This is a genomic window from Halomonas heilongjiangensis, assembly GCF_002879645.1.
Lineage (GTDB): Bacteria > Pseudomonadota > Gammaproteobacteria > Pseudomonadales > Halomonadaceae > Halomonas > Halomonas heilongjiangensis.
In genome coordinates this window covers 75,756-99,178 of the sequence record NZ_PNRE01000052.1, presented here as the reverse complement: position 1 = coordinate 99,178, position 23,423 = coordinate 75,756, and the positions used below count along the sequence as shown (strand labels likewise).

General features: G+C 68.6%; 21 protein-coding genes. 11 read left to right on the top strand and 10 right to left on the bottom strand.

The annotated features are described in order from the left end of the window. Positions 1-270 precede the first annotated feature (270 nt). The 3 genes from C1H66_RS12345 to C1H66_RS12335 all read left to right on the top strand — a co-directional run bounded on the left by C1H66_RS12345 (position 271) and on the right by C1H66_RS12335 (position 4,645). Positions 271-1,248 (top strand): TAXI family TRAP transporter solute-binding subunit, encoded by a 978-nt coding sequence (locus C1H66_RS12345; protein WP_102628185.1) that lies wholly within the window; start codon positions 271-273, stop codon positions 1,246-1,248. Positions 1,249-1,326: 78 nt separating this feature from the next. Further along, positions 1,327-3,489: a TRAP transporter permease gene (locus C1H66_RS12340; RefSeq protein ID WP_102628184.1), complete on the top strand. Its 2,163-nt coding sequence runs from the start codon at positions 1,327-1,329 to the stop codon at positions 3,487-3,489. A gap of 76 nt (positions 3,490-3,565) precedes the next feature. Continuing rightward, entirely contained in the window at positions 3,566-4,645 is a 1,080-nt protein-coding gene (locus C1H66_RS12335) for a TAXI family TRAP transporter solute-binding subunit (RefSeq protein ID WP_102628183.1), read from the top strand. Positions 4,646-4,723: 78 nt separating this feature from the next. Here C1H66_RS12335 and sodC read toward each other — a convergent pair whose 3' ends face one another. From sodC to yddG, 3 genes are all read right to left on the bottom strand, one after another. Continuing rightward, the gene (sodC, locus tag C1H66_RS12330) at positions 4,724-5,263 is read right to left on the bottom strand and encodes a superoxide dismutase family protein (RefSeq protein WP_102628182.1); all 540 of its coding nucleotides are present in this window, start codon (positions 5,261-5,263) and stop codon (positions 4,724-4,726) included. Between the two features lie 210 nt (positions 5,264-5,473). Next, positions 5,474-6,316: a methylenetetrahydrofolate reductase [NAD(P)H] gene (gene metF / locus C1H66_RS12325; RefSeq protein WP_102628181.1), complete on the bottom strand. Its 843-nt coding sequence runs from the start codon at positions 6,314-6,316 to the stop codon at positions 5,474-5,476. Positions 6,317-6,479: 163 nt separating this feature from the next. After that, positions 6,480-7,367, bottom strand: a complete 888-nt coding sequence (gene yddG, locus C1H66_RS12320; RefSeq protein ID WP_102628180.1) for an aromatic amino acid exporter YddG — start codon at positions 7,365-7,367, stop codon at positions 6,480-6,482. Between the two features lie 183 nt (positions 7,368-7,550). Here yddG and C1H66_RS12315 point away from each other — a divergent pair, with 183 nt between their 5' ends. After that, positions 7,551-8,447, top strand: a complete 897-nt coding sequence (locus C1H66_RS12315; RefSeq protein WP_102628204.1) for an AEC family transporter — start codon at positions 7,551-7,553, stop codon at positions 8,445-8,447. On the opposite strand, the gene C1H66_RS12310 is transcribed toward C1H66_RS12315, so the two are convergent. After that, positions 8,408-9,154 carry a helix-turn-helix transcriptional regulator gene (locus C1H66_RS12310; RefSeq protein ID WP_102628179.1) on the bottom strand — a complete coding sequence of 249 codons (747 nt, stop codon included), beginning with the start codon at positions 9,152-9,154 and terminating at the stop codon, positions 8,408-8,410. The genes C1H66_RS12315 and C1H66_RS12310 overlap by 40 nt on opposite strands. Positions 9,155-9,497: 343 nt before the next feature. Here C1H66_RS12310 and C1H66_RS12305 point away from each other — a divergent pair, with 343 nt between their 5' ends. Then, positions 9,498-9,851 (top strand): DUF6152 family protein, encoded by a 354-nt coding sequence (locus C1H66_RS12305; RefSeq protein WP_102628178.1) that lies wholly within the window; start codon positions 9,498-9,500, stop codon positions 9,849-9,851. A 9-nt stretch (positions 9,852-9,860) separates the two neighbouring features. Continuing rightward, positions 9,861-10,319 (top strand): hypothetical protein, encoded by a 459-nt coding sequence (locus C1H66_RS12300; RefSeq protein ID WP_102628177.1) that lies wholly within the window; start codon positions 9,861-9,863, stop codon positions 10,317-10,319. 147 nt (positions 10,320-10,466) lie between these two features. Here C1H66_RS12300 and ahcY read toward each other — a convergent pair whose 3' ends face one another. The 3 genes from ahcY to metK form a co-directional block, all read right to left on the bottom strand. Further along, entirely contained in the window at positions 10,467-11,876 is a 1,410-nt protein-coding gene (gene ahcY, locus C1H66_RS12295; protein ID WP_102628176.1) for an adenosylhomocysteinase, read from the bottom strand. Between the two features lie 66 nt (positions 11,877-11,942). Further along, on the bottom strand, positions 11,943-13,634 hold the full coding sequence (gene ligB / locus C1H66_RS12290; protein ID WP_102628175.1) for an NAD-dependent DNA ligase LigB: 1,692 nt from the start codon (positions 13,632-13,634) through the stop codon (positions 11,943-11,945). Between the two features lie 93 nt (positions 13,635-13,727). Next, positions 13,728-14,948, bottom strand: a complete 1,221-nt coding sequence (gene metK, locus C1H66_RS12285) for a methionine adenosyltransferase (protein ID WP_102628174.1) — start codon at positions 14,946-14,948, stop codon at positions 13,728-13,730. Between the two features lie 241 nt (positions 14,949-15,189). On the opposite strand from metK, the gene tkt reads away from it, so the two are divergent. After that, positions 15,190-17,184 carry a transketolase gene (gene tkt, locus C1H66_RS12280; protein WP_102628173.1) on the top strand — a complete coding sequence of 665 codons (1,995 nt, stop codon included), beginning with the start codon at positions 15,190-15,192 and terminating at the stop codon, positions 17,182-17,184. A gap of 77 nt (positions 17,185-17,261) precedes the next feature. Here the strand turns inward: tkt and C1H66_RS12275 are convergent, their stop codons facing one another. The 3 genes from C1H66_RS12275 to C1H66_RS12265 form a co-directional block, all read right to left on the bottom strand. Beyond that, on the bottom strand, positions 17,262-18,314 hold the full coding sequence (locus tag C1H66_RS12275; protein ID WP_102628172.1) for a class I fructose-bisphosphate aldolase: 1,053 nt from the start codon (positions 18,312-18,314) through the stop codon (positions 17,262-17,264). A gap of 129 nt (positions 18,315-18,443) precedes the next feature. Further along, complete coding sequence (locus C1H66_RS12270; protein WP_102628171.1) at positions 18,444-18,836, bottom strand: Hsp20/alpha crystallin family protein; 393 nt, start codon at positions 18,834-18,836, stop codon at positions 18,444-18,446. 34 nt (positions 18,837-18,870) lie between these two features. Next, positions 18,871-19,332 carry an Hsp20/alpha crystallin family protein gene (locus tag C1H66_RS12265; RefSeq protein WP_102628170.1) on the bottom strand — a complete coding sequence of 154 codons (462 nt, stop codon included), beginning with the start codon at positions 19,330-19,332 and terminating at the stop codon, positions 18,871-18,873. A 277-nt stretch (positions 19,333-19,609) separates the two neighbouring features. Between C1H66_RS12265 and C1H66_RS12260 the strand changes: the two genes are divergently transcribed. The 4 genes from C1H66_RS12260 (at position 19,610) to C1H66_RS12245 (ending at position 23,413) form a co-directional block, all read left to right on the top strand. Then, positions 19,610-20,647 carry a type I glyceraldehyde-3-phosphate dehydrogenase gene (locus tag C1H66_RS12260; protein WP_102628169.1) on the top strand — a complete coding sequence of 346 codons (1,038 nt, stop codon included), beginning with the start codon at positions 19,610-19,612 and terminating at the stop codon, positions 20,645-20,647. 51 nt (positions 20,648-20,698) lie between these two features. Beyond that, entirely contained in the window at positions 20,699-21,865 is a 1,167-nt protein-coding gene (locus tag C1H66_RS12255; protein ID WP_102628168.1) for a phosphoglycerate kinase, read from the top strand. 75 nt (positions 21,866-21,940) lie between these two features. After that, positions 21,941-23,005 carry a class II fructose-bisphosphate aldolase gene (fba, locus tag C1H66_RS12250; RefSeq protein WP_102628167.1) on the top strand — a complete coding sequence of 355 codons (1,065 nt, stop codon included), beginning with the start codon at positions 21,941-21,943 and terminating at the stop codon, positions 23,003-23,005. 147 nt (positions 23,006-23,152) lie between these two features. Then, positions 23,153-23,413 carry a hypothetical protein gene (locus tag C1H66_RS12245; RefSeq protein ID WP_102628166.1) on the top strand — a complete coding sequence of 87 codons (261 nt, stop codon included), beginning with the start codon at positions 23,153-23,155 and terminating at the stop codon, positions 23,411-23,413. The last annotated feature ends 10 nt before the right edge of the window (positions 23,414-23,423 follow it).

Genomic DNA, 23,423 nt, shown 5'->3' with positions numbered 1-23,423 from the left:
GCGTGCGGACTTCCAGCCAGCACCTCTCGGCCAGTCCTCGACTTTGGTCGCACACCAGTACCCCAACGCATTGAAAGAAAATACCCATCCAGGAAATGGCATGAATAATGCCCGTGGGTACTGCGTTAGACAACAAGCCTTGCCGGGGCGAAGCGCGATGGATCAAGTGCAGCCATACTGATGTACAGCCACCCGCGCTAGCCCCCGGCGGCCAACGCCAATCGGGGCGTGAACAGGATGACAATCAACAACGCAATGTGGAGAAACGCCATGCGCAACTCAACCATCGTGATGACCGGTATCGTGGCTGGTGCCATGCTGATGGCCGGCACCGCCAATGCTGACCGTGACGACTGGCCCCGCAGCCTGACCGTGGGTACCGCTAGCCAGGGCGGCACCTACTACATCTACGGTTCCGGCTGGGCCAACCTCGTGGGCGACGCCATCGGCGTTTCCTTCGGCGCCGAAGTGACCGGCGGCCCGGTGCAGAACGCCACCCTGGTGCAGATGGGCGAGCATGACTTCGGCATGGTTACCATGGGGCCGGCCTACCAGGCCTGGATCGGCGAGAGCGAGCTGGCGCCCGGCGTCGAGCACACCGACATCCGTGCCGTCTTCCCGATGTACCAGACCACCCTGCAGATCATCAGCCTGGAAGGTTCCGGCATCAACTCGGTGGCCGACCTCGACGGCAAGACCGTGGGCGTGGGCCCGGCCGGCGGCACCTCCGACATGTACTACCCGCAGCTGTTCGACAAGCTCGGCATCGACGTCACGACCCGCAACGGCGGTGCGGCCGACCAGGCCGGCCAGCTCCAGGACGGCCTGCTCGACGCCTTCGCCTTCGCCGCCGGCATCCCGATCTCCGCCTTCAACCAGCTCGAGGCCCAGGCCGACGTCAACATCTTCTCCTTCTCCGAAGCGGACATGGAGCAGGTGCTGGGCGACTACCCCGAGCTCTCCCCGGCCACCATCCCGGCTTCCGTCTACACCAGCATGGAAGAGGACCTGCCGGCCATCTCGATCTGGAACTTCGCCATCACCCACAAGGACATGCCGGAGTCGCTGGTCTACGAAGTGACCAAGACGGTGATGGAGAACAACGAGCGCATGGTGCAGATCCACGGCGCCGCCAGTGAGACCCTGCCCGAGAACGTCGAGCACAACACCTTCCTGCCCTGGCACCCGGGTGCGGTACGCTGGTTCGAAGAGAACGGCTACGAGATCCCGGAAGACCTGCGCGGCTGATCCGCCTTCCGACGCCGGCCGACAGGCCGGCGTCAACGCCCGTCCCCCGGGCACCCGTAACCCTCAAGGCATCCCGGCATGACCCAAGACACCCAACCCCACGAGGCAACTCCGAAGCTCGGCACCGAAGGGGTCGCCGATATTCCCATTGCCCATAACGAGCGCGCGCTCTCCGGCCTGGTGGGCCAGACGGTATTCGCCGCCTGCGTGCTGTTCACCGCCATGCACCTCTATGCGCTCAACGTATCGCCCATCGAGACCTGGGCCTTCCGGATCATTCACGTGGCCGGCGGCCTGGCCGTCGGCTTCGCCATCACCGCGGCCATGACCCTGGACCGCAGCCCCGGTGATCTCCGTATCGGGCGCTCCGAGTGGTTTGCCCTGATTCCCTCGGCCGTCGCCATCGGCTACGCCAGCTTCTGCATTCTCTACGCCTGGTTCTTGCGCGAGGCCAGGGGCACGGCCCCCGCCGACTGGGTGATGGTGCACCTGAGCTGGTCGCTGGTCGTGGCCACCGCCATCGCCATGCTCAGCAGCTGGGTGTGGCGCAGCTCCAGTCGCTCGATCCACTGGGCCGATGCGGTGCTGATCGTCGCCTCGCTCATCGTTGCCGCCTACCTGCTGTTCGTGCTCCAGCGCTGGCGCATGTCTGCCGGCACGCCCTTCGCCGGCCAGACCGAGTTCCTGGTTGCCGCCGTGGGCGTGGCGCTGATCATGGAGCTGACCCGCCGGGTGGCCGGCCTGGCGCTGATCGCCATCACCGGGGTGTTCCTGGTCTACGCCTTCGCCGGCCCCTATCTGCCGGGCCTGCTGGAGCACCGCGGCTACTCTGCCGCGCGCTTCTTCACCTATCTCTATACCGACAACGGTATCCTCGGCGCCACCACCGCCGTGTCGTCCACCTACATCATCCTGTTCATCACCTTCGCCGCCTTCCTGCAGGCCTCCCGCGTGGGTGACTACTTCGTCAACTTCGCCTTCGCCGCCGCCGGCCGCGCGCGCGGTGGCCCGGCCAAGGTGGCGGTGTTCGCCTCGGGCCTGATGGGCATGATCAACGGCACCTCGGCCGGCAACGTGGTCGCCACCGGCTCGCTGACCATCCCGCTGATGAAGAAGGTCGGCTACCACCCGCGCAGCGCCGGTGGCATCGAGGCCGCGGCGTCCACCGGTGGCCAGATCGTGCCGCCGATCATGGGCGCCGGTGCCTTCATCATGGCCGAGATCACCGGTATCCCCTATACCGAGATCGCCGTGGCCGCGCTGATTCCGGCCGCCCTCTACTTCCTCTCCATCTACCTGATGGTCGACCTGGAAGCGCGTCGTGGCGGCATGCAGGGCCTGCCCCGGGACCAGTTGCCGGTGTTCAGTCAGATGGTCAAGCAGGTCTACCTGTTCCTGCCCATCATCATCCTGATCGGCACCCTGTTCATGGGCTACTCGGTGATTCGTGCCGGCACCCTGGCGATGATCAGCGCCGCCGTGGTGTCCTGGTTCACCCCGCACTGGATGGGCCCGAAGGCACTGCTCAACGCCCTCTCACTGGGCGCGCGCATGGCCATCCCGCTGATCGCGGTGTGCGCCTGTGCCGGCATCATCGTCGGCGTCATCGCGCTGACCGGGGTCGGCGCCCGCTTCGCGTCCATGCTGCTGGGCATCGCCGACACCAGCCACCTGCTGGCGCTGTTCTTCGCCATGTGTATCAGCATCCTGCTGGGCATGGGCATGCCCACCACCGCGGCCTATGCGGTGGCCGCCTCGGTGGTCGCCCCGGGCCTGCAGCAGATCGGCATTCCGCCGCTGGTGGCACACTTCTTCGTGTTCTACTACGCGGTGCTCTCGGCGATCACCCCGCCGGTGGCCCTGGCCGGCTACGCCGCCGCCGCGATCTCCGGCACCGATCCGCTGAAGACGGCCATGACCTCCTTCAAGTTCGGTCTGGCCGCCTTCATCGTGCCCTTCATGTTCTTCTACAGCCCGGAGCTGTTGATGCAAGGCAGCTGGGGAGGGATCCTGCGCGTGGTCATCACCGCCAGTCTCGGTATCTACCTGCTGGCGGCTGCCGTGCAGGCCTGGTTCCTGAACGGCAGAGTCAACCTCATCCAGCGTGCCTTGCTGCTCGTGGCCGCGTTGTCGATGATCGCCGGTGGCTGGATGACCGACCTGGCCGGCCTCGGCATCGGCGCCCTGGTCTTCGCCTGGCAGGCGGCGGCCCTGAAGACCAAGCCCAAGACCTCGGCCTGAACCGAGCTCGGGCGCGAGCCAAGGTGGCCTCGGCCACCTTGGCTTCACCGCCCACCGCATCGACAGGAGGTACGCCATGAGTGCTGGACGGTTCCCAACCCTATGTCCGCTAGTCACCGCCTGCGCCCTGCTGGTCGGGAGTGTCGCCACCCTGGCCGACGACCGGGCGGGCTGGCCGGAGGAGGTCCTGCTGGGTACCGCCTCCCTCGGCGGCACCTACCAGGTCTACGGCGACGGCCTGGTGACCCGTCTCATCGACGAGCTCGGCGTCGAGGCCGTCTCCCAGGCCACCGGCGGGCCCTACCACAACATGACGCTGGTCCATACCGGCGTAGCGGATCTCGGCCTGGTCACCCTGGGCCCGGCCCGCGAACTCTGGGACGGCGAGGCCGAATTCGCCCCCGGTGAGGAAATGCGCGACGTGCGCGCCCTCTTCCCCATGTACCAGACGCCCTTCCATGTGGTGACGTTGGCCGGCTCGGGCGTCGAGAGCATCGCCGACCTGAGTGGCAAGCGAGTCGGGGTCGGCCCCATGGGCGGCACCTGTGCCGCCTACTGGCCGCAGTTCCTGGAAGCGCTGGGCGTCGAGGACGTGCACCTGCAGTATGCCGGGGCCAACCACCTGACCGACTACCTGACCTCGCGGCTCAGTGACGCCTTCGCCTTCTGTGCCGGCCTGCCGATCGGCGCCTTCGAGCGCCTCGAACGGCGTCGTGAGGTGCACATGTTCGGTCTGACGGAGCAGCAGCAGGCCACCCTGCTAGAGAGCTTCCCGGTCTCGCCCTTCGAGATCCCCGCCGATGTCTATGCGTCGATGGACGCCCCCCATGCGTCGGTGGCCTTCTGGAATTTCGCCATCGGCCACAAGGACCTGCCGGAGAGCTTCGTCTACGAGGTGATGAAGCTGGTGCTGGACCACCCCGAAGCCATGGAGGCGATCCATCCCGCCGCGGCCGAGACCCGGGCGGAACACCTCGACAAGAACAGCGTGATCTGGTTCCACCCCGGGGCGGTACGCTATTACGAGGAGCAAGGCCTCGAAGTGCCGACCGCCATGCTGCCACCCGAGATGCGCCCGGACGAGGAAGCCGAGGATGCGGCCGACGTCGCCGCCGATGACGCCAGCGACGAGACGCCAAGCGACACCGCCGACTAACCACCGGCTCCAGTGCCACCAAAGGATGCGGCCCCGCCTTGGCGGGGCCGTCTGCGTTCTCGGCCATGCTGCCGGCCGTCAGGACTCGACCACGCCACACGCCATGCGTCCACCGCCGCCACCCAGCGGCTCGGGGTCGTCGGCGTAATTGTCGCCCCCTTCATGAATCATCAGGCTGCGCCCGTGCATGTCGGCGAGGCTGAGTCGCGGCGCCAGCACCGGCAGCGTCGCCTGGCCGTCCCGGTCGACGGTCAGCACCGGTAAATCCCCGAGGTGACCGTCCCCGTAGGGGCCCTCGTGGCGGCCGGTACCGTCGGGATCGTAGTGTCCACCGGCCTGACGGGCGGCCCCCATTTCCCCCGCATCGTCCTCACCTGGCTCACAGCTGGCGTGCTCGTGTACGTGGAAGCCATAGATGCCGGGCGGAATCTCGCTCAGCTCGGGGGTCAACAGCAGGCCGTGGTCGGTATCCTGTAGGGTAATGGTGCCGATGGAGGCTTCGATGCCATCGGCACTGACCCAATGCATCTCGACCTCAAGGCTGTCTTCGGCATGGCTGGCGGCGGCCGCCAGCAAGAGGGAGGCGGTGGCGACTCCCGAAAGAATGGCATGGCGCATCTAGCGTCTCCTGTTCCCGATTCCATGGATAGGCAGGGACAAGGCTAGACACTGACGCCTGAGGCCGCCAGGAGAGGATCCGCTCAGGTTGTCGAGGCCCCCCCGGGTCAGCCACAGATGTTATCCAGCACCCGCAGGGTCGGCCTGGCCTGGTTGAGGCCGGTGTAAAGAGGGAAGTGCAGCCGGACGGCACGCCCGGCCACGCCTGGGTCAGCCACAGATGTTATCCAGCACCCTCAGGGTCGGCCTGGCCTGGTTGAGGGTATAGAAGTGCAGGCCCGGGGCACCACCATCGAGCAGCCGCTGGCACAACCGCGACACGACCTCCTCGCCGAAGTCGCCGATGGCCTCGCTGTCGTCGCCATAGGCCTCGAGCTGCTTGCGGATCCAGCGCGGGATCTCGGCGCCACAGGCATCGGAGAAGCGCGCCAGCTTGGTGTAGTTGGTGATCGGCATGATGCCGGGCACGATCGGCGCCTCCACGCCCAGGGCACGGGCACGCTCCACGAAGTGGAAATAGGCATCGGCGCTGAAGAAGTACTGGGTGACGGCGAAGTCGGCCCCGGCCTTCATCTTGCGCGCGAAGTTCGTGAGGTCGTGCTCGAAACTGGGCGCCTGGGGGTGAGATTCCGGGTAGGCGGCCACGGCGATCTCGAAGTGGTCGCCGGTCTCCTCGCGGATGAACTCGACCAGCTCGTTGGCGTAGCGCAGCTCGCCGATGCCGCCCATGCCCGAGGGCAGGTCGCCGCGCAGCGCCACCAGGCTGTCGATACCCGCCTCACGGTAGCGGGCAAGCAACTCACGCAGCCGCGCCTTCTCGCTGCCGATACACGACAGGTGGGGCGCGGTGGTGATGCCCGACTGGCGAACGGCCTGCACGGTATGCAGGGTGCGCTCCTGGGTGGAGCCACCGGCACCATAGGTGACCGAGAAGAATCGAGGCCGCCGCTCGGCCAGGGCATCGCGCACCCCCATCAGCTTGTCGCGCCCGGCCTCGGTGTTGGGCGGAAAGAACTCGAAGCTGATACCCAGCGGATGCTCTTGTGCACTCATCGATTCAACCCTCGTCGGTCGCCGGTCTCGGGCGACGCTGCTCTGTCATTGACGTAACCGTATAGGTGATAGGGTCGCATTGTGCCGACCGGGTGTTCCCCCGGCCAATGAAAGTTTCCGGGCAGCTGTATCGATTTCATTCATACAGCCGGCCAGAAGACCATCAGCCGGCCCGTGGCCAGCGCAACCACCCGCTACCGACCAGCATCCCCAGGGTGATCAGTATCGCCGCCAGCGCCAGCAGCGGCGAGGCCGTGGCATAGCCCGCCGCGATCAACACCAGGGTCGAGAGCAGTGGCGTGAAGTAGGCCAGCAGCCCCAGCAGGCGCAGGTCGCCATGTTTCACGCCCAGGTCCCAGGTGAAGAAGGCACTGCCCACCGGGCCCAGGCCGAGGCCGATCACCCCCAGCCAACCGATGCCCTGCGGCCAGCGGCTCGGCTCGAAGAGCAGGTGGCACAGCGCCGCCAGCAGCGCCGTGGCCAGGCAGAAGCCGCCTACCGCCGCGGTCGGCACGCTGCGCGTGGCCCGCGACAGCACCGAGTAGCCGCTCCACACGAAGGCACAGGCGAAGGCCGCCACGTAGCCCAGCGTACTGCCGCCGACATCGACATCGCCACCGACCAGCAGCGCCGCCCCGGCGAAGCCCAGCAGCGCGCCGACGAGATGAATCGCCTTCAAGCGCTCTCCGGGCAGCAGCGCCACGAAGATCACGATCAGCAGCGGCCACAGGTAGCTGATCAGCCCGGCGTTCGCCGGTGGCGCGTTCTGCTGGGCGACGAAATAGAGCGCGTGATAGCCGAATAGCCCACCCACGCCCAGCGCCCAGACCGCCGGCGGCTGCCTGAGCGGCGCCACCAGCGACTCGCCGCGCAGCCCGAGCCACACCGCGAAGCAGGCGAAGGCGATGGCAAAGGCCAGGGCGGTGAGCAGGAAGGGCGGCACCGGACCGGCGAGCTGGGTCAGCGTCGCCAGCAGGGCCCAGTTGAGCACGGTGGTGGCGCCGATGGCGGTGGCACGGGAGTCGGGAACGGGGACGCTGGTCGTGGTCATGGGGGCATCGTGCGACAGACAGTGGAAGAGACAGCCTGCCAGATGTGGCACGCCGGGACTTGTCGAATCCTGACTTCCGGCCCCTGACAGCCTGGCCGCCAGCAGGCATGATGGGCCTCTTTACATGAGAGAATTGCGATCGTGGAACTCGACCTCGGCGCCACCCTGCTGGGCCCCCTGTGGATGCTGCTCGCCTTCGTCGGCCTGGGCTGGCTATGTTCACGGCGGCTGGCCATCGACCCGCGGCCCATCGCCACCCTGCTGATCTACATCGTCGCCCCGCTGACCTTCTTCCGCGGCCTGACCCTGGGCGGGCCCACGCCGGGTTACCTGCTGCTGACCCTGGGACTGTTCGCGACGGCCAGCCTGATCGCCATCGCGGTCGGCCGCCTGGCAAGGCCCGTCTTCCCCGCCCAGGAGGCCGCCGTGCTGGCCTTTTCCGCCGGCACCGGCAATACCGGCTACTTCGGGCTGCCCATCGCCATGGTGCTGCTGCCGCCGGAGGGCGTGACCCAGTACCTGTTCTGCCTGCTGGGCATCACCCTCTATGAATTCACCGTGGGCTTCTACCTCAGCGCCCGAGGGCAGTTCTCGGTGCGCCAGAGCCTGGTCAAGATCCTCCGCCTGCCGCTGATCTATGCCTTTCTGGCGGCGCTGCTGGTCAGTGGCCTCGGGCTGACGGTGCCGGCGGCGGTGATGGATGGCCTCGACGTCTTCCCGTCGACCTACACCCTGCTCGGCATGATGATCATCGGCATGACGCTGGGCCGGGTCTCCATCCGGGAGTTCGACATGCGCTTCATCGGCGCCTGCGTGGTCGTGCGCTATGGCCTGTGGCCGCTGCTCGCCGGCGTCGCGGTGCTCGCCCTGCAGGCCACCCTGGGCATCTCTGCGGAGCTGGCCCTGGCGCTGCTGCTGGTCGGCGTGGTGCCGATGGCCGCCAACGTGGTGGTGGTGGCCATGGAGCTCGCGATCCGCCCGGAGAAGGGCGCCATCGCCGTGCTCCTGACCACCCTGGCCGCGCCGCTGCTGATCCCGCTCTACCTGGCGGGGCTGCTGGGGCTCACCGGGCTGCGCTGAAGGCCGCGCCACTGGCGGGGGGAGAGCGCATGCCGCGCGCGGAAGACCCGCGAGAAATGCGCCGCATCGGCGAAGCCGCAGGCCAGGGCGATCTCGGTGAGACTGGCGGTCGACGCGCGCATCAGTTCCCGCGCCCGCCCCAGGCGCCGCTCCACCAGCCAGGCATGCGGTGAACGACCGGTGAGCGCGCGGAACTGGCGGGCGAAGGCGGCCTCGGCCAGGTGACAGCGGGCCGCCCAGTCACGCACCCGCCAGGGCCTGGCCAGGTCGGCCTCGATCTCGGGCAGCAGCCGCAACAGCCGCAGCCGCGGCTCGTGCACGAACGGTGCCGCCTCGCACAGCACCGCGCTCAGCCAACCCACCAGCGCCGGGGCGCCGGTGGCCCCGAGGTGCCGCCCCCGGGCCACCAGCGTCGCCGGCAACCGCCGAGGCCGGCCCTCGAACAGCGCCTCCAGCTGCAGCGCCTGGCACCAGGCCGGAGGCAGGTCCAGCACCAGGGTGGCGTTGTCGCGTGGCGCCAGGTAGTGATGCTCGTCGCCCGCGCCGATGGGGGCCAGCACCCCCGGCTCGACCCGCACGCCACGACCGCCGACCTCGAGCTCCACGCCCCCCTCCAGCCCCAGCAGCAACTGGTGGAAGGCGTGGCGATCGGTCAGCACGCGGTCGGGGTAGGCGCGCGTCTCGATGACGGGGCGAGCCACGCTCATGGGGCAACCCTCTGATGATCAGCCGAACGAGAAAACAACGGGCACCATGTGGCACCCACTGCCTTATTCTGGCACAGCTCACCGACGGAGGCGCCCCATGGGGGCATCCCGGCAGGGCAATCGCAGTTGGACATGACGAGAGGCGCCGGGGACAGGTCGGAGAGGAGGTCATTTGCCATGGATGGCAAATGTAGCGCCCAAGGACGGGTTTACAGCGCCTCCTCGCAGACCTGTCGACGGATCAGCCTCGAGTGCAAACTAACAGCGATAGTCCTGGGCCCGCCTTGCAGCTCACCCGGGTGCGGCTAGCCTGAAGGAACACCCACAAGCGGAGGACTCGAGCATGCGACGGCGATCCTTGTTGCTGGCGGCCTTGAGCGCCCTGCTGCTGGCCATCGCCCCGGCCCAGGCCCACCACGGCTGGACCGGCGGCGAGACCATCGAACTGACCGGCACCATCACCGCGGCGCGCCTGGGCAACCCCCACGGCGAGCTGACCCTCGACGTGGAGGGCGAGCAGTGGACGGTGGAGGTGGGCCAGCCCTGGCGCAATGCGCGGGCCGGGCTGGAGGACGGCGACCTCGCCGAAGGCGTCGAGATCCGGGTCTCGGGCGAGCACGCCGGCGAACGGCTGATGAAGGCCGAGCAGTTGTGGATCGGTGACGCCCACTACGTGCTCTACCCCGGGCGCATCTGAGCCCCGCGGGTGGAAGAGCTGCTCGCCCGGCTGGCCGGCACCTCGCTCGCCGAGTGGATGCGGCTGTCGCGCTGGGGCTATGCCGGCGTCAATGCGCTGCATGTACTGGGCATCGCCCTGCTGGTCGGCGCCATCGTGCCCCTCGACCTGCGCCTGCTGGGGTGGCGACGCCGGCTCCCGCTGGCGGCGCTGGGGCAAGCGCTGCAGCCGGTGGCCATCGCCGGGCTGCTGCTGGCGCTGACCACCGGCGCGCTGCTGTTCCTCGCCGATCCCACCGGCTATGCCGCCACGCCGCTGTTCCTGGTCAAGCTGACGCTGATCGGCCTGGCCGTCGCCAATGCGCTCGCCCTCAACCTGGGTCCGGGGCTGGCCGGTGCCGCCCCCCGGCGGCTGCGCCTCGCCGGGGCGCTGTCGCTGGGGCTGTGGCTCGCCGTCCTGGCGGCCGGACGCTTCCTGGCCTTCGTCTGAGCCCCTAGGCATTGTCCGGAAAGTGTCTGCGCTCGGCCATACGGCGTTAAAAATCAGCTCAAAGTACTCATTTACACCCCGTAAACTCCGTCTTTTCGCTGATTTTTGCCTTGTCTGACCATCGCTCGCCGACTTTTCAGACAGTGCCTAGTAGCGGTAGGAATCGGGCTTGAAGGGCCCCTGGGCCGGCACGCCGGTGTAGCGCTCCTGGGCCTCGCTCATGCGGGTGATCACCCCGCCGAAGCCCGCGACCATGTAGCGGGCGACCTCCTCGTCGAGATGACGCGGCAGCACGGTGACCGCCAGCGCCTCGCGCTTCTCGTCGTCGGGCAGCTCGGCGAAGCGCCGCTCGAAGAGGTGGAGCTGCGCCAGCACCTGGTTGGCAAAGGAGCCGTCCATGACCCGCGACGGATGGCCGGTGGCATTGCCCAGGTTCACCAGGCGCCCCTCGGAGAGCAGGATCAGGTAGTCGTCGCTCTCGGGGTCGAAGTCGCCTGGGGTGCTGTCGCGGTAGATCTTGTGCACCTGGGGCTTGACCTCCTCCCAGTGCCACTCGCGGCGCATGTGGGCGGTGTCGATCTCGCTGTCGAAGTGGCCGATGTTGCACACCACCGCGCCCTTCTTCAGCACCTCGAGCATGGCGGCGTCGCAGGCGTCGATGTTGCCGGTGGCGGTGACCACCAGGTCGATCCTGGCCAGCAGGGCACGGTCGACGCTCTGCGCCCCGCGGTTGATGCCGTCGACATAAGGCGAGACCACCTCGAAGCCATCCATGCAGGCCTGCATGGCGCAGATCGGGTCGATCTCGGCGACCTTGACGATCATGCCCTCCTGGCGCAGCGAGGCCGCCGAGCCCTTGCCCACGTCGCCGTAGCCCACCACCAGCGCCTGCTTGCCGGCCAGCAGGTGGTCGAGGCCGCGCTTGATGGCGTCGTTGAGCGAGTGCCGACAGCCGTACTTGTTGTCGTTCTTCGACTTGGTCACGGCGTCGTTGACGTTGATCGCCGGGACCCTGAGGGTGCCGTCGCGCCGCATCTCCTGCAGGCGATGCACCCCGGTGGTGGTCTCCTCGGAGATGCCGTGGATGGCCTCGAGCAGCTCCGGGCGCTTGTCGTGCAGCAGCGCCGTCAGGTCGCCGCCGTCGTCGAGCACCAGGTTGGGCGCCCAGCCGTCGGGGCCCTCCACCGTCTGTTCGATGCACCACCAGAACTCCTCCTCGGTCTCGCCCTTCCAGGCGAACACCGGGATGCCGGCGGCGGCGATGGCGGCGGCGGCGTGGTCCTGGGTGGAGAAGATGTTGCACGACGACCAGCGCACCGTCGCGCCCAGGTCGATCAGGGTCTCGATCAGCACCGCGGTCTGGATGGTCATGTGGATGCAGCCGGCGATGCGTGCGCCGGCCAGCGGCTGCTGCTCGCGATACTTCTCGCGGATCGTCATCAGCGCCGGCATCTCGGACTCGGCGATGCGGATCTCGCGTCGGCCCCAGTCGGCCAGGGCGATATCGGCCACCTTGTAGTCCTGGGCCTGCAAGGCGGATACGGCGGACTGACTCATGCGTCACCTCTTTTCCGAGCGAAAAGCGAGACCTTCACTATAGGCAGGGAACCCAGGCACCGACAATCAACGCGCAAAGCCCTCGATGCCGGCCTCGCCGAGCCGCCCCGCCAACCGCTGCACCTCGGGATGGGCGAAGAAGTCGGCGAGTGCCCGGGCCCGTTGCGGCCCGACTCCCGGTAGCGCGAGCCAGTGCGCCTCGTTGCGTTCAACCAGTGACGACCAGGACGCGCCTTGCCCTGCCTCGAGGCCGGGTGGCACTCCCAGGGCCGACAGCCAGGCGGCGAAGGCGCGCTCCCGGGCCCCGTGGAAGGCCACCGCCAGGCGCTGGGCGCGGGCCTCGCCGATGCCCGGCACCTCGACCAGGGCCGCGGGGTCGAGCGTCATCCAGGCCAGCAGGCCATCGAGCAGGCCGGCGTCGAACAGCGCCTGCCAGGTACCGGGCCCGACGCCCGGCAGGTCGAGCCCCTGCCGGCCGCCGAGCCAGGCCAGCCGCTCGAGGAACTGCCCCTCGCAGCCCGGGGTCGGCCGCCAGCAGCTCAGCGCATGGAACGCCGCCTCGTCGGGCGGCGTCACCGCCAATCGCTCACTCCCCCGCCAGACCACGCCCTCGAGACGCGGGATGGTCAGGCCCGCCAGGACGATGGCCACCTGGTCGCCGGGGCGAATGTCCAGCTCGCGCCAGCGCGCGAGCGAGCCGACACCGACCCGGCGGATGACGCGATCGTCCAGTTGGACGGGGACCAGGTGCAGCAGCGGCGTGATGCGTCCCGTGCGGCCGACCCGGAACTCGACGCCGCGCACCTCGGCCAGGGCCTCCCGGGGAGGGTGTTTCCAGGCCACGGCCCAGTCGGGCGGCTCGGCTCGCCACTGGCCACCCGCCGGGCGGCTGCCCTGGCGCAGCACCACGCCGTCGCTGGCGAAGGGGAGCGGCCCCCGGTACCAGGCCTCCCGCCAGCGCCGAACCTCGTCGAGGGCACCGACCGGATGGGTCAACGTCGTGCTGTCGGTGAACCCCATGGCGGCCAGCCCCTCGAGACGTTCGCCCAGGGCCGCCGGGCCGTTCGGCCAGTCCCAGACGAAGAGCCCGATACGGGCGGCATCGGTGTCGTCGAGGGTATCCCTGGCCATCAGCCCGGCCACCGCACTGCGCGCCCCGGCACTGCCCTGCTCGGCCTGCACATGGGCATCCCGACGGAGGAAGAGCTCGCCCTGGAGTAGCGGCGAGCCATGCGCCGCGAGCCGCTCCGGCACGGCCGGGATCCGCCGCGCCTGCGCGGTCCAGTCCTGGCCATGGCGGCCATCGCCGCGACTGATCGCCCGAACCAGCCGGCCCTGCTCGTAGACCAGGGTCACCGCCACCCCGTCCACCTTGGGCTGGATCCAGGCGTCGGTGCGGCGCGCCAGCCAGGCCCGCACCGCGCGCTCGTCCGTCAACTTGGCCAGCCCCGTCTGGGGCACCGGGTGGCGGAGCTCGCCGCCCTCCCGGGGCGGCTCGGCCGTGGCGGCCGGCGCCACCTCGGGAAAGCAGCGCCGCCAGAGGTCGAAACGGCCCCGCGCCTGGTCGTAGAGGTCATCGCTGACCGGCGACTCACCGTGGCGATAGTAGGCGTCGTCCCATTCGGCCAGGCGGCGTTCCAGGGCGACCAGCTCGTGCTCGGCGCGGGCCGCGGGCCAGTCGGGGCAGGCATCGGCCGGGCCCGATGCGGCCGCCGGCGTGGCCAGCAGCCAGACGACAAGACTCAGCAGGACAGGCATGGCGGGCATCCTCGGCGAGACGATGCCCCGACCATAGCAACAGGCCCCGCGCGACGATGCCGGCGGGGCCTGTCATTCGCTGTAGGCGATCGCCTACAGACCGGCGGCCTCGCGCAGGACCAGGGCCTTGTCGGTCTTCTCCCAGGGGAAGGCCAGGAAGGTCTCGGTCTGCTCCTGACCCTGGGTATCGGTCCAGGTGTAGCTGGTCTCGAAGGGCTCACGGCCGAAGTGACCATAGGCCGCGGTCAGGCGATACATCGGATGCAGCAGGTCGAGCATGCGGGTGATGGCGTTGGGCCGCAGGTCGAAGTGTTCGCGCACCAGCTCGATGATGCGTTCGTCGTCGATGCGGCCGGTACCGAAGGTGTTGATCGACACCGAGGTGGGCTCGGCGACGCCGATGGCGTAGGAGACCTGGATCTCGCACTTGTCGGCCAGCCCCGCGGCGACCAGGTTCTTGGCCACGTAGCGACCGGCGTAGGCGGCGCTGCGGTCGACCTTGGACGGGTCCTTGCCGGAGAAGGCCCCGCCGCCGTGGCGCGCCATGCCGCCGTAGGTGTCGACGATGATCTTGCGCCCGGTCAGCCCGCAGTCGCCCACCGGGCCACCGATGACGAACTTGCCGGTGGGGTTGATGTGGTATTGGGTCGATTCGGAGAGCCACGCCTCGGGAATCACCTGCTCAATGATCTCGCGCTTGACCATCAACCGCAGCTCCTCCTGGTCGATGCCCGGATCGTGCTGGGTGGAGAGCACCACGGCGTCCACGCCGCAGGGCTTGCCGTTCGCATCGTAGCGGAAGGTCACCTGACTCTTGGCGTCCGGGCGCAGCCACGGCAGCAGGCCGTGCTTGCGCAGCTCGGCCTGGCGCTCCACCAGCCGGTGGGCATAGTGGATCGGCGCCGGCATGTAGGAGTCGGTCTCGTTGGTGGCGTAGCCGAACATCAGGCCCTGGTCGCCGGCGCCCTGGTCCTCGGGCTTGGCCCGGTCCACACCCTGGGCGATGTCCATGCTCTGCTTGCCGATCAGGTTGAGCACCCCGCAGGTCTCGCCGTCGAAGCCGACATCCGATGAGGTGTAGCCGATGTCCAGGATCACCTGGCGCACCAGTTCCTCGAGATCGACCCAGGCCGTGGTGCTGATCTCGCCGGCGACGATGGCCACGCCGGTCTTCACGAGGGTCTCACAGGCCACCCGGGCGTGCTTGTCGCGGGCGATGATGGCGTCGAGCACGGCATCGGAGATCTGGTCGGCGATCTTGTCCGGATGGCCCTCGGAAACGGACTCGGAAGTGAACAGGGAGTATTCGCTCATGGCGTCCTCGACCCTTCTTGTAACGGCAATTAACGGCAATAGGCAGTCGCGAAGTCTACACTCTACCGTTCTCCGTCGACAGCCGCCATTTGATGCCGAACGTCAAGTCGGCGACAATAGGCGCCCGATTTCGATCACGCCGCCCCGTCCCGCGGCGTCACCCAGCCAGAGCGCGCGCCCGGCCAGTCCCCTTGGCCCGGCAGCGCCATTGCTTATTCTGCCGCAGGCGAGGAGCTTCCCCATGCCGTCCCGTTTCGAACTGGCCAATGCCATTCGCGCCCTCTCCATGGATGCCGTCCAGAAGGCCAACTCCGGCCACCCGGGCGCCCCCATGGGCATGGCCGACATCGCCGAGGTGCTGTGGAACGACTACCTCAAGCACAACCCGGCCGACCCGGCATGGCCCGACCGCGACCGCTTCGTGCTCTCCAACGGTCACGGCTCCATGCTGCTCTACTCGCTGCTGCACCTCACCGGCTACGAGCTGAGCCTCGAGGAGCTGCAGCACTTCCGCCAGTTGCATTCGAAGACCGCCGGCCACCCGGAGTTCGGCTATGCCCCGGGCATCGAGACCACCACCGGCCCGCTCGGCCAGGGGCTCGCCAACGCCGTGGGCATGGCCATCGCCGAGCGCACCCTGGCCGCCCAGTTCAACCGCCCCGGCCATACCGTCGTCGACCACCACACCTGGTGCTTCGTCGGCGACGGCTGCCTGATGGAGGGCATCTCCCACGAGGTCGCCTCGCTGGCCGGCACCCAGCAGCTCGGCAAGCTGATCACCTTCTACGACGACAACGGCATCTCCATCGACGGCGAGGTCGAGGGCTGGTTCACCGACGACACCGCCCAGCGCTTCGCGGCCTACGGCTGGCACGTGGTGCCCAACGTCGACGGCCACGACCCCGACCAGGTCAAGGCCGCCATCGAGCTGGCCAAGACCCACGACGACCGGCCCAGCCTGATCGTCTGCAAGACCGTGATCGGCTTCGGTGCCCCCAACAAGCAGGGCAAGGAGGAGTGCCACGGCGCGGCACTGGGCGAGGACGAGGTCGCCGCGGCGCGCGTGCGGCTCGACTGGCCCCACGCCCCCTTCCACATCCCCGAGGAGATCTACCGCGGCTGGGACGCCCAGGAGCAGGGCCAGGCCCGCCAGGCCGAGTGGCAGGCGCGCTTCGCGCGCTACGCCGAGGCGCACCCGGAGCTCGCCCGCGAGTTCCTGCGCCGCCAGAAGGGCCAGCTGCCCAGCGAGATCACCAGCGAGGCGTTGATCGAGCAGGCCCAGGCCAAGGGCGAGAGCGTCGCCTCGCGCAAGGCCTCGCTGGGCTGCCTCAACGCCCTCGGCCCGCAGCTCCCCGAGCTGCTCGGCGGCAGCGCCGACCTGGCGCCCTCCAACCTGACCTTCTGGGACGGCGCCCAGGCCATCTCGGCCGAGGCGCCTGGCGGCAACTACCTGCACTACGGGGTGCGCGAGTTCGGCATGGGCGCGATCATGAACGGCATCGCCCTGCACGGCGGCTTCGTGCCCTACGGCGCCACCTTCCTGATCTTCATGGAGTACATGCGCAACGCGGTGCGCATGGCGGCGCTGATGGGCACCCGGGCGATCTACGTCTTCACCCACGACTCCATCGGCCTGGGCGAGGACGGCCCCACCCACCAGCCGATCGAGCAGCTCACCACCCTGCGCGCGACGCCCAACCTCGCCACCTGGCGCCCCTGCGACGCCGTGGAGACCGCCGCCGCCTGGGATGCCGCCCTCAAGCGCCAGGCCGGCCCCACCGCCCTGGTGCTGTCGCGCCAGACCCTGCCCCACCAGGCGCGCACCAAGCCGCAGCTGGCCGAGATCCAGCGCGGTGGCTACGTCTTGAAGGAGTGCGACGGCACCCCCGAGCTGATCCTGATCGCCACCGGCTCCGAGGTCGGCCTGGCCATGGACGCCGCCGCCGAGCTCGCGCAGGCCGGCCGTGCGGTGCGCGTGGTGTCGATGCCGTCGACCGACCGCTTCGACGCCCAGGACGCCGAGTACCGCGAGCGCGTGCTGCCCCGGGCGGTGACCGCGCGGCTGGCCATCGAGGCCGGCCATGTCGACGCCTGGTACAAGTACGTGGGCCTCGACGGCCGGGTGATCGGCATGACCACCTACGGCGAGTCGGCCCCGGCCGGCGACCTGTTCAAGCACTTCGGCTTCACCGTCGACAACGTCGTCGCCCAGGCCAAGGCGCTGCTCGACGCCTGACCGCGGACAGCCGGTAATGAAGAAAGGGCACGGCCGGTTGGCCGTGCCCTTTGCTTTTCCTGCCCCTCTACCGGGCCTCAGGCGATGGTGACGTCCTTCGACAGGTAGACGTCCTGGATCGCATTGAGCAGTTCGACGCCCTCGGCCATGGGCTTCTGGAACGCCTTGCGCCCGGAGATCAACCCCATGCCGCCGGCACGCTTGTTGATCACTGCGGTACGCACCGCCTGGGTCAGGTCGCCGGCACCGCTGGAGGCCCCCCCCGAATTGATCAGCCCGGCGCGCCCCATGTAACAGTTGGCCACCTGGTAGCGGGCCAGGTCGATGGGATGGTCCGAGGTCAGCTCGCTGTAGACCTTGTCGTGAGTGTGGCCGAAGCCGATGGCACGATAGCCGCCATTGGTCTCGGGCAGCTTCTGCTTGACGATATCGGCCTTGATGGTGGCGGCCATGTGGATCGCCTGGCCGGTGAGGTCCGAGGCGACGTGATAGTCGGTGCCGTCCTTCTTGAAGGCCGGGTTGCGCAGGTAGGACCACAGCACCGTGACCATGCCCAGTTCGTGGGCGCGCTCGAAGGCCTCGCTGACCTCCATGATCTGGCGACGGCTCTCCGGCGAACCGTAGTAGATGGTCGCCCCCACCGCCACGCAGCCCATCTCGTGGGCCTGCTCGACCTGGGCGAACAGCGTCTGGTCGTAGACCGCCGGATAGGTCAGGGTCTCGTTGTGGTTGAGCTTGAGCATCATCGGGATCTTGTGGGCGTAGCGGCGCGCCACCGAGGCGAGCCCGCCCAGCGTCGAGGCCACGGCGTTGCAACCGCCCTCGAGCGCCAGTTCGACGATGTTGGCCGGGTCGAAATAGATCGGATTGGGGGCGAAGGAGGCCCCGGCCGAGTGTTCGATGCCCTGGTCCACCGGCAGGATGCTCAGGTAGCCGGTGCCGGCCAGCCGGCCATGGTCGAACAGTGCCTGCATGTTGCGCAGGACATTGGGCCGGCGGTCGCTGTCGGCCATCACCCGGTCGATGAAGTCCGCCCCGGGGAGGTGGAGGCGCTCTTGCGGGAAGCCGGTGCAGATGTGGCCGAGCAGGTCGTCGGCCTCGTCGCCCAGCAGCTTGGCGATATCGGTCATGTCGTTCCTCTCCTTGGGTCATCGAAGACGCTATTCCCAGCGTAGTGTAGGACCCTACCGAGCGGATGCCGACCTTGCAAACGGCAGCGCCCTCCCTTTCGGGGAGGGCGCTCGACGGCTAGCGACCACTCACGCCGGCTGGACCTCGATGCGCCGAGTCCGGTGGGTCTCCTTCTTGGGCAGCACCAGGTGCACCACGCCATTCTCGATCCGCGCCTGGATGGCATCGGTATCGATCTCGTGGCTCAGGGTGAAGCGGCGCACGAAGCGCTGCGCACGCACCTCGGCGTAGATGGCCGCGAGCCCCTCGGGCATCTCGATGCGGACCTCACCCTCGAGACTGAGCACGTTGTTGTCCACCTCGATACTCAGCGACTCGTGCGTCACCCCGGGCATGTCGGCGATGACGTGCAGGGCGTTGCCCTGTTCGAAGATGTCCACCGGCGGCAGCAGGGCCTCGGCCCGCTGTTCGCGACTGGTCGGCACGCTGGCGCCTTCGTCACGCTGGGCAACATCGTTCATGACAGATCACCTCCTCGCGGTTGACCGGGCATCATCACGCCGCCCGGATCTCGATACGGCGTGGCTTGAGCTCCTCGCGCTTGGGCAGCAGCACCTCGCAGACACCATGACGGAAGCGCGCCTCGGCACGCTCGACATCCAGGCCATCCGGCAAGGCGAGCGAACGGCTGAACGCGCCGCGGTATCGCTCGCGACGGAAGTCGGTGCGTCGCTCCTCGCCTTCCGTCTCGGGTACCACGGCCTCGCGCTTGCCGCTGACGGTCAGGACGTTGTCCTGAATGCTGACCTCCAGGTCGCCCGCCGAGAGCCCCGCGGCGAACACATAGACACGCACGGCGTCGTCGGTACGACCGACATTGATCATCGGGTAACTGCCCCGCGGCACCGCACGGATATCCGCGGCACCACCTTCCGTGAAGAACTCATCCATCAACTGCCGGAACCAGTCCACCCCCTGGAACGGACCGGTATCGAAACGCCTGAGATCGTCGAACATTGCAACCACCTCCTGCTGCAGACAGGTTGTCGGAAGGGGCCATGCCGGGGCCGACAGACCCCCGTAATCTGCAAAATAGGAACGCTCGGTGGCGTTTCAAGTGCCTCCCGAGCAAATTTTTCCGCCCCCCTCACGACGCCCGCGACACCACTCGCGGCGTGACGAGCGCGCCCTGGTCGCTGCCGAGTTTCGCGGCTCGACCGGTGGGCCTGCCGGTCGCAAATGCGCTAGAATCGCCGGTTCGTGTTTCACGGCTCCGGGAGACTTCGCCACCACCATGGCCCATCGTATCGCCATCAACGGTTACGGCCGCATCGGCCAGTGCGTGCTGCGCGCGCTCGTCGAGCGCATCGAGCCGGAGCGTGAGCCCGAACTCGAGATCGTGGCGATCAACGAGCTCTCCGACCTGGCCACCATCGCCTACCTGACCCGCTACGACACCACCCACGGCCGCTTCCCCGGCCGGGTGGAGGTCGAGGGCGACCACCTGGTGGTCAACGGTCGGGCGATCCGCCTGCTCTCCGAGTCCGACCCCGCGACCCTGCCCTGGGCCGAGCTCGGCATCGATCTGGTGCTCGAGTGCTCGGGCAGCTTCAAGGACCGCGCCACCGCCGAACGTCACCTGGCGGCCGGCGCCGGCCGGCTGCTGTTCTCCCAGCCGGCGGAGAGCGACGTCGACGCCACCATCGTTACCGGCATCAACGATCACGAGCTCGAGCCTGGCCACCGCATCGTCTCGGCGGCCTCCTGCACCACCAACTGCCTGGTACCGGTGCTCACCGTGCTCGACGAGGCGCTGGGCGTGGAGCATGGCGTGACCACCACCGTGCACTCGGCGATGAACGACCAGCCGGTGATCGACGCCTACCACCACACCGACCTGCGCCTGACCCGCTCGGCGATGCACTCCATCGTGCCGGTGGACACCAGCCTGGCGCGCGGCATCAATCGCCTGATGCCGCACCTGGCCGGGCGCTTCGAGTGCCTGCACATGCGCGTGCCGACCATCAATGTCTCGGCCATGGACCTGTCGATCTGCGTGCGGCGCGATACCAGCGCCGCCGAGGTCAACGCCCTGCTGCACACCGCGAGCCGCGGGCGGCTGGCCGGGCTGCTCGGCTATACCGAGGAGCCCATGGCCTCCATCGACTTCAACCACGACCCGCGCTCCGGTATCGTGGACGCCACCCAGACCCGGGTGGCGGGGGACCGCCTGATCAAGCTGCTGTGCTGGTTCGACAACGAGTGGGGCTTCGCCAACCGCATGCTCGACGTGAGCCGGCGCCTGGCCGCCCTGCCCCCGCCCGCCCCATGATTCTGCTTCGATGCCCCTGCTTCGGTTTCTCCAGATGAGGAAGACGCCCCGATGAACGTGCACAAGATGACCGACCTCGACCTCAGCGGCCAGCGCGTGCTGATCCGCGAGGACCTGAACGTGCCCGTCAAGCACGGCAAGGTGACCAGTGACGCCCGCCTGCGCGCCGCGCTGCCGACCATCCAGGCGGCCCAGGACGCCGGCGCCAAGGTGATGCTGATGAGCCATCTGGGCCGCCCCACCGAGGGCGAGCCGGCCGCGGAGTTCTCGCTGGCCCCGGTGGCCGAGCACCTCGGCGAACTGCTCGGTCGCCCGGTCACCCTGGTCAGGGACTACCTGGGCGCCGCCCTGGACCTGGCCGACGGCGAGGTGGTGCTGCTCGAGAACGTGCGCTTCAACGCGGGCGAGAAGAAGGACGACGAGACGCTGGCGAAGCAGTACGCCGCGCTGTGCGACATCTTCGTGATGGACGCCTTCGGCACCGCCCACCGCGCCCAGGCCTCCACCCATGGCGTGGCGCGCTTCGCGCCCACCGCCTGCGCCGGCCCGCTGCTCGCCGCCGAGCTCGACGCCCTGGAGCAGGCACTCGCCGCCCCCAGGCGCCCGATGACCGCCATCGTCGGTGGCTCCAAGGTCTCCACCAAGCTCGAGGTGCTCAATGCGCTCTCCGAGAAGTGCGACCAGCTGATCGTCGGCGGCGGCATCGCCAATACCTTCATCGCCGCGGCCGGGCACAAGGTCGGCAAGTCGCTGCACGAGGCCGACCTGATCGACAAGGCCAGGGAGCTGATGGGGAGGGTCGAGATCCCGCTGCCCAGCGACGTGGTGGTGGCCACCGAGTTCTCCGAGTCGGCCGACGCCGTGGTCAAGCCGGTCGATCAGGTGGGCGACGACGAGATGATCCTCGACATCGGTCCCGAGACCGCGGCACGCCTGGCCGGCCTGCTCAAGGATGCCGGCACCATCCTGTGGAATGGTCCGGTGGGCGTGTTCGAGATCGACCAGTTCGGCCGTGGCACCGAGGTGATCTCGAAGGCCATCGCCGAAAGCCCGGCGTTCTCCATCGCCGGCGGCGGCGATACCCTGGCGGCCATCGACAAGTACGGCATCGCCGACCGGGTCTCCTACATCTCCACCGGCGGCGGCGCCTTCCTCGAGTACGTCGAGGGCAAGACGCTGCCGGCGGTGAAGGCCCTGGAAGACGCCGCCGCTCGCTGAGACACCACAAGCCCCGCCCCCATCTCGGCGCGGCCCGGCCGCGCCGTCATTGCGAAGACACAGACAGGACACTTCATGGCACTGATCAGCATGCGCCAGATGCTCGACCACGCCGCCGAGCGCGGCTACGGCATCCCGGCCTTCAACGTCAACAACCTCGAGCAGATGCGCGCCATCATGGAAGCCGCCGACGCCACCGACTCGCCGGTCATCGTCCAGGCCTCCGCCGGCGCCCGCAAGTACGCCGGGGCTCCCTTCCTGCGCCACTTGATCCTCGCCGCCGTCGAGGAGTTTCCGCACATCCCGGTGGTCATGCACCAGGACCACGGCACCAGCCCCGCGGTCTGCCAGCGCTCCATCCAGCTCGGCTTCTCCTCGGTGATGATGGACGGCTCGCTGGGCGAGGACGGCAAGACGCCCATGGACTACGACTACAACGTCGACGTCACCCGCCGCACCGTCGAGATGGCCCACGCCTGCGGCGTCTCGGTGGAGGGCGAGCTGGGCTGCCTCGGCAGCCTGGAGACCGGCATGGCCGGCGAGGAGGACGGCATCGGCGCCGAGGGCAAGCTCGACATGGAGCAGCTGCTCACCGACCCCGAAGAGGCCGCCGACTTCGTCAAGGCGACCGGGGTGGACGCCCTGGCCATCGCCATCGGCACCAGCCACGGCGCCTACAAGTTCACCAAGCCGCCCACCGGCGATACCCTCTCCATCCAGCGCATCAAGGAGATCCACGAGCGCATCCCCGACACTCACCTGGTGATGCATGGCTCCTCCTCGGTACCCCAGGAGTGGCTGGCGATCATCAACGAGTTCGGCGGCGAGATCCCCGAGACCTACGGCGTGCCGGTCGAGGAGATCGTCGAGGGCATCCGCCACGGCGTGCGCAAGGTCAACATCGACACCGACCTGCGGCTGGCCTCCACCGGCGCGGTGCGCCGCTTCCTGGCCAGCAACCCCGCCGAGTTCGACCCGCGCAAGTACCTCAAGGAGACCGTGGCCGCCATGCGCGACGTCTGCATCGCGCGCTACGAGGCCTTCGGCACCGCCGGCAACGCCTCGCGGATCAAGCCGATCAGCCTCGAGGCGATGTTCGAGCGCTACGCGCGCGGCGAGCTGGATCCCAAGGTGAAGTGATCTCCTCGTATCCCTTTGCGCATCTCTTTGCGAAAGACGAGTTCGGGCGGCCATCTGGCCGCCCGAATCGTGTCGGGGCCTTCACTCCGGCGCATGGGCAACTAGGCTAGAGGAGGATGCCCCTCCCGACACAAGGACGTCACGACCATGCGTACCCTTATCTTCATCATCGTCGGCCTGGCCATACTGGGCGTGGCCCTGGCCCTCAGCCGCCCGGCCTGGCGTCCCCGCGTCGCCCTGGGCTTTATCGTCCTCTGGCTGGCGGTCAGCGCCGTCAACCTCGGCATGGGGCTGGCGGCGGGCTACCCGCTGGCCGAGGAATTGCTGGTGCACCTGTTCCTGTTTGGCATCCCGGCCCTGGCAGCGGCATGGGCGTGGCGGAAATTTCATGCTGGCCCTGACACCTAGGGGTAACAAC

What these genes read in the sequence shown, in the direction of transcription:
- ahcY (WP_102628176.1), bottom strand. Translation starts at nt 11,876, where the DNA reads ATGAGTCAGTCCGCCGTATCCGCCTTGCAGGCCCAGGACTACAAGGTG.
- C1H66_RS12260 (WP_102628169.1), top strand. Translation starts at nt 19,610, where the DNA reads ATGGCCCATCGTATCGCCATCAACGGTTACGGCCGCATCGGCCAGTGC.
- C1H66_RS12245 (WP_102628166.1), top strand. Translation starts at nt 23,153, where the DNA reads ATGCGTACCCTTATCTTCATCATCGTCGGCCTGGCCATACTGGGCGTG.
- ligB (WP_102628175.1), bottom strand. Translation starts at nt 13,634, where the DNA reads ATGCCTGTCCTGCTGAGTCTTGTCGTCTGGCTGCTGGCCACGCCGGCG.
- C1H66_RS12275 (WP_102628172.1), bottom strand. Translation starts at nt 18,314, where the DNA reads ATGACCGATATCGCCAAGCTGCTGGGCGACGAGGCCGACGACCTGCTC.
- C1H66_RS12340 (WP_102628184.1), top strand. Translation starts at nt 1,327, where the DNA reads ATGACCCAAGACACCCAACCCCACGAGGCAACTCCGAAGCTCGGCACC.
- metF (WP_102628181.1), bottom strand. Translation starts at nt 6,316, where the DNA reads ATGAGTGCACAAGAGCATCCGCTGGGTATCAGCTTCGAGTTCTTTCCG.
- C1H66_RS12345 (WP_102628185.1), top strand. Translation starts at nt 271, where the DNA reads ATGCGCAACTCAACCATCGTGATGACCGGTATCGTGGCTGGTGCCATG.
- metK (WP_102628174.1), bottom strand. Translation starts at nt 14,948, where the DNA reads ATGAGCGAATACTCCCTGTTCACTTCCGAGTCCGTTTCCGAGGGCCAT.
- C1H66_RS12270 (WP_102628171.1), bottom strand. Translation starts at nt 18,836, where the DNA reads ATGAACGATGTTGCCCAGCGTGACGAAGGCGCCAGCGTGCCGACCAGT.
- C1H66_RS12265 (WP_102628170.1), bottom strand. Translation starts at nt 19,332, where the DNA reads ATGTTCGACGATCTCAGGCGTTTCGATACCGGTCCGTTCCAGGGGGTG.
- C1H66_RS12255 (WP_102628168.1), top strand. Translation starts at nt 20,699, where the DNA reads ATGAACGTGCACAAGATGACCGACCTCGACCTCAGCGGCCAGCGCGTG.
- yddG (WP_102628180.1), bottom strand. Translation starts at nt 7,367, where the DNA reads ATGACCACGACCAGCGTCCCCGTTCCCGACTCCCGTGCCACCGCCATC.
- fba (WP_102628167.1), top strand. Translation starts at nt 21,941, where the DNA reads ATGGCACTGATCAGCATGCGCCAGATGCTCGACCACGCCGCCGAGCGC.
- C1H66_RS12315 (WP_102628204.1), top strand. Translation starts at nt 7,551, where the DNA reads ATGCTGCTCGCCTTCGTCGGCCTGGGCTGGCTATGTTCACGGCGGCTG.
- C1H66_RS12335 (WP_102628183.1), top strand. Translation starts at nt 3,566, where the DNA reads ATGAGTGCTGGACGGTTCCCAACCCTATGTCCGCTAGTCACCGCCTGC.
- tkt (WP_102628173.1), top strand. Translation starts at nt 15,190, where the DNA reads ATGCCGTCCCGTTTCGAACTGGCCAATGCCATTCGCGCCCTCTCCATG.
- C1H66_RS12310 (WP_102628179.1), bottom strand. Translation starts at nt 9,154, where the DNA reads ATGAGCGTGGCTCGCCCCGTCATCGAGACGCGCGCCTACCCCGACCGC.
- sodC (WP_102628182.1), bottom strand. Translation starts at nt 5,263, where the DNA reads ATGCGCCATGCCATTCTTTCGGGAGTCGCCACCGCCTCCCTCTTGCTG.
- C1H66_RS12305 (WP_102628178.1), top strand. Translation starts at nt 9,498, where the DNA reads ATGCGACGGCGATCCTTGTTGCTGGCGGCCTTGAGCGCCCTGCTGCTG.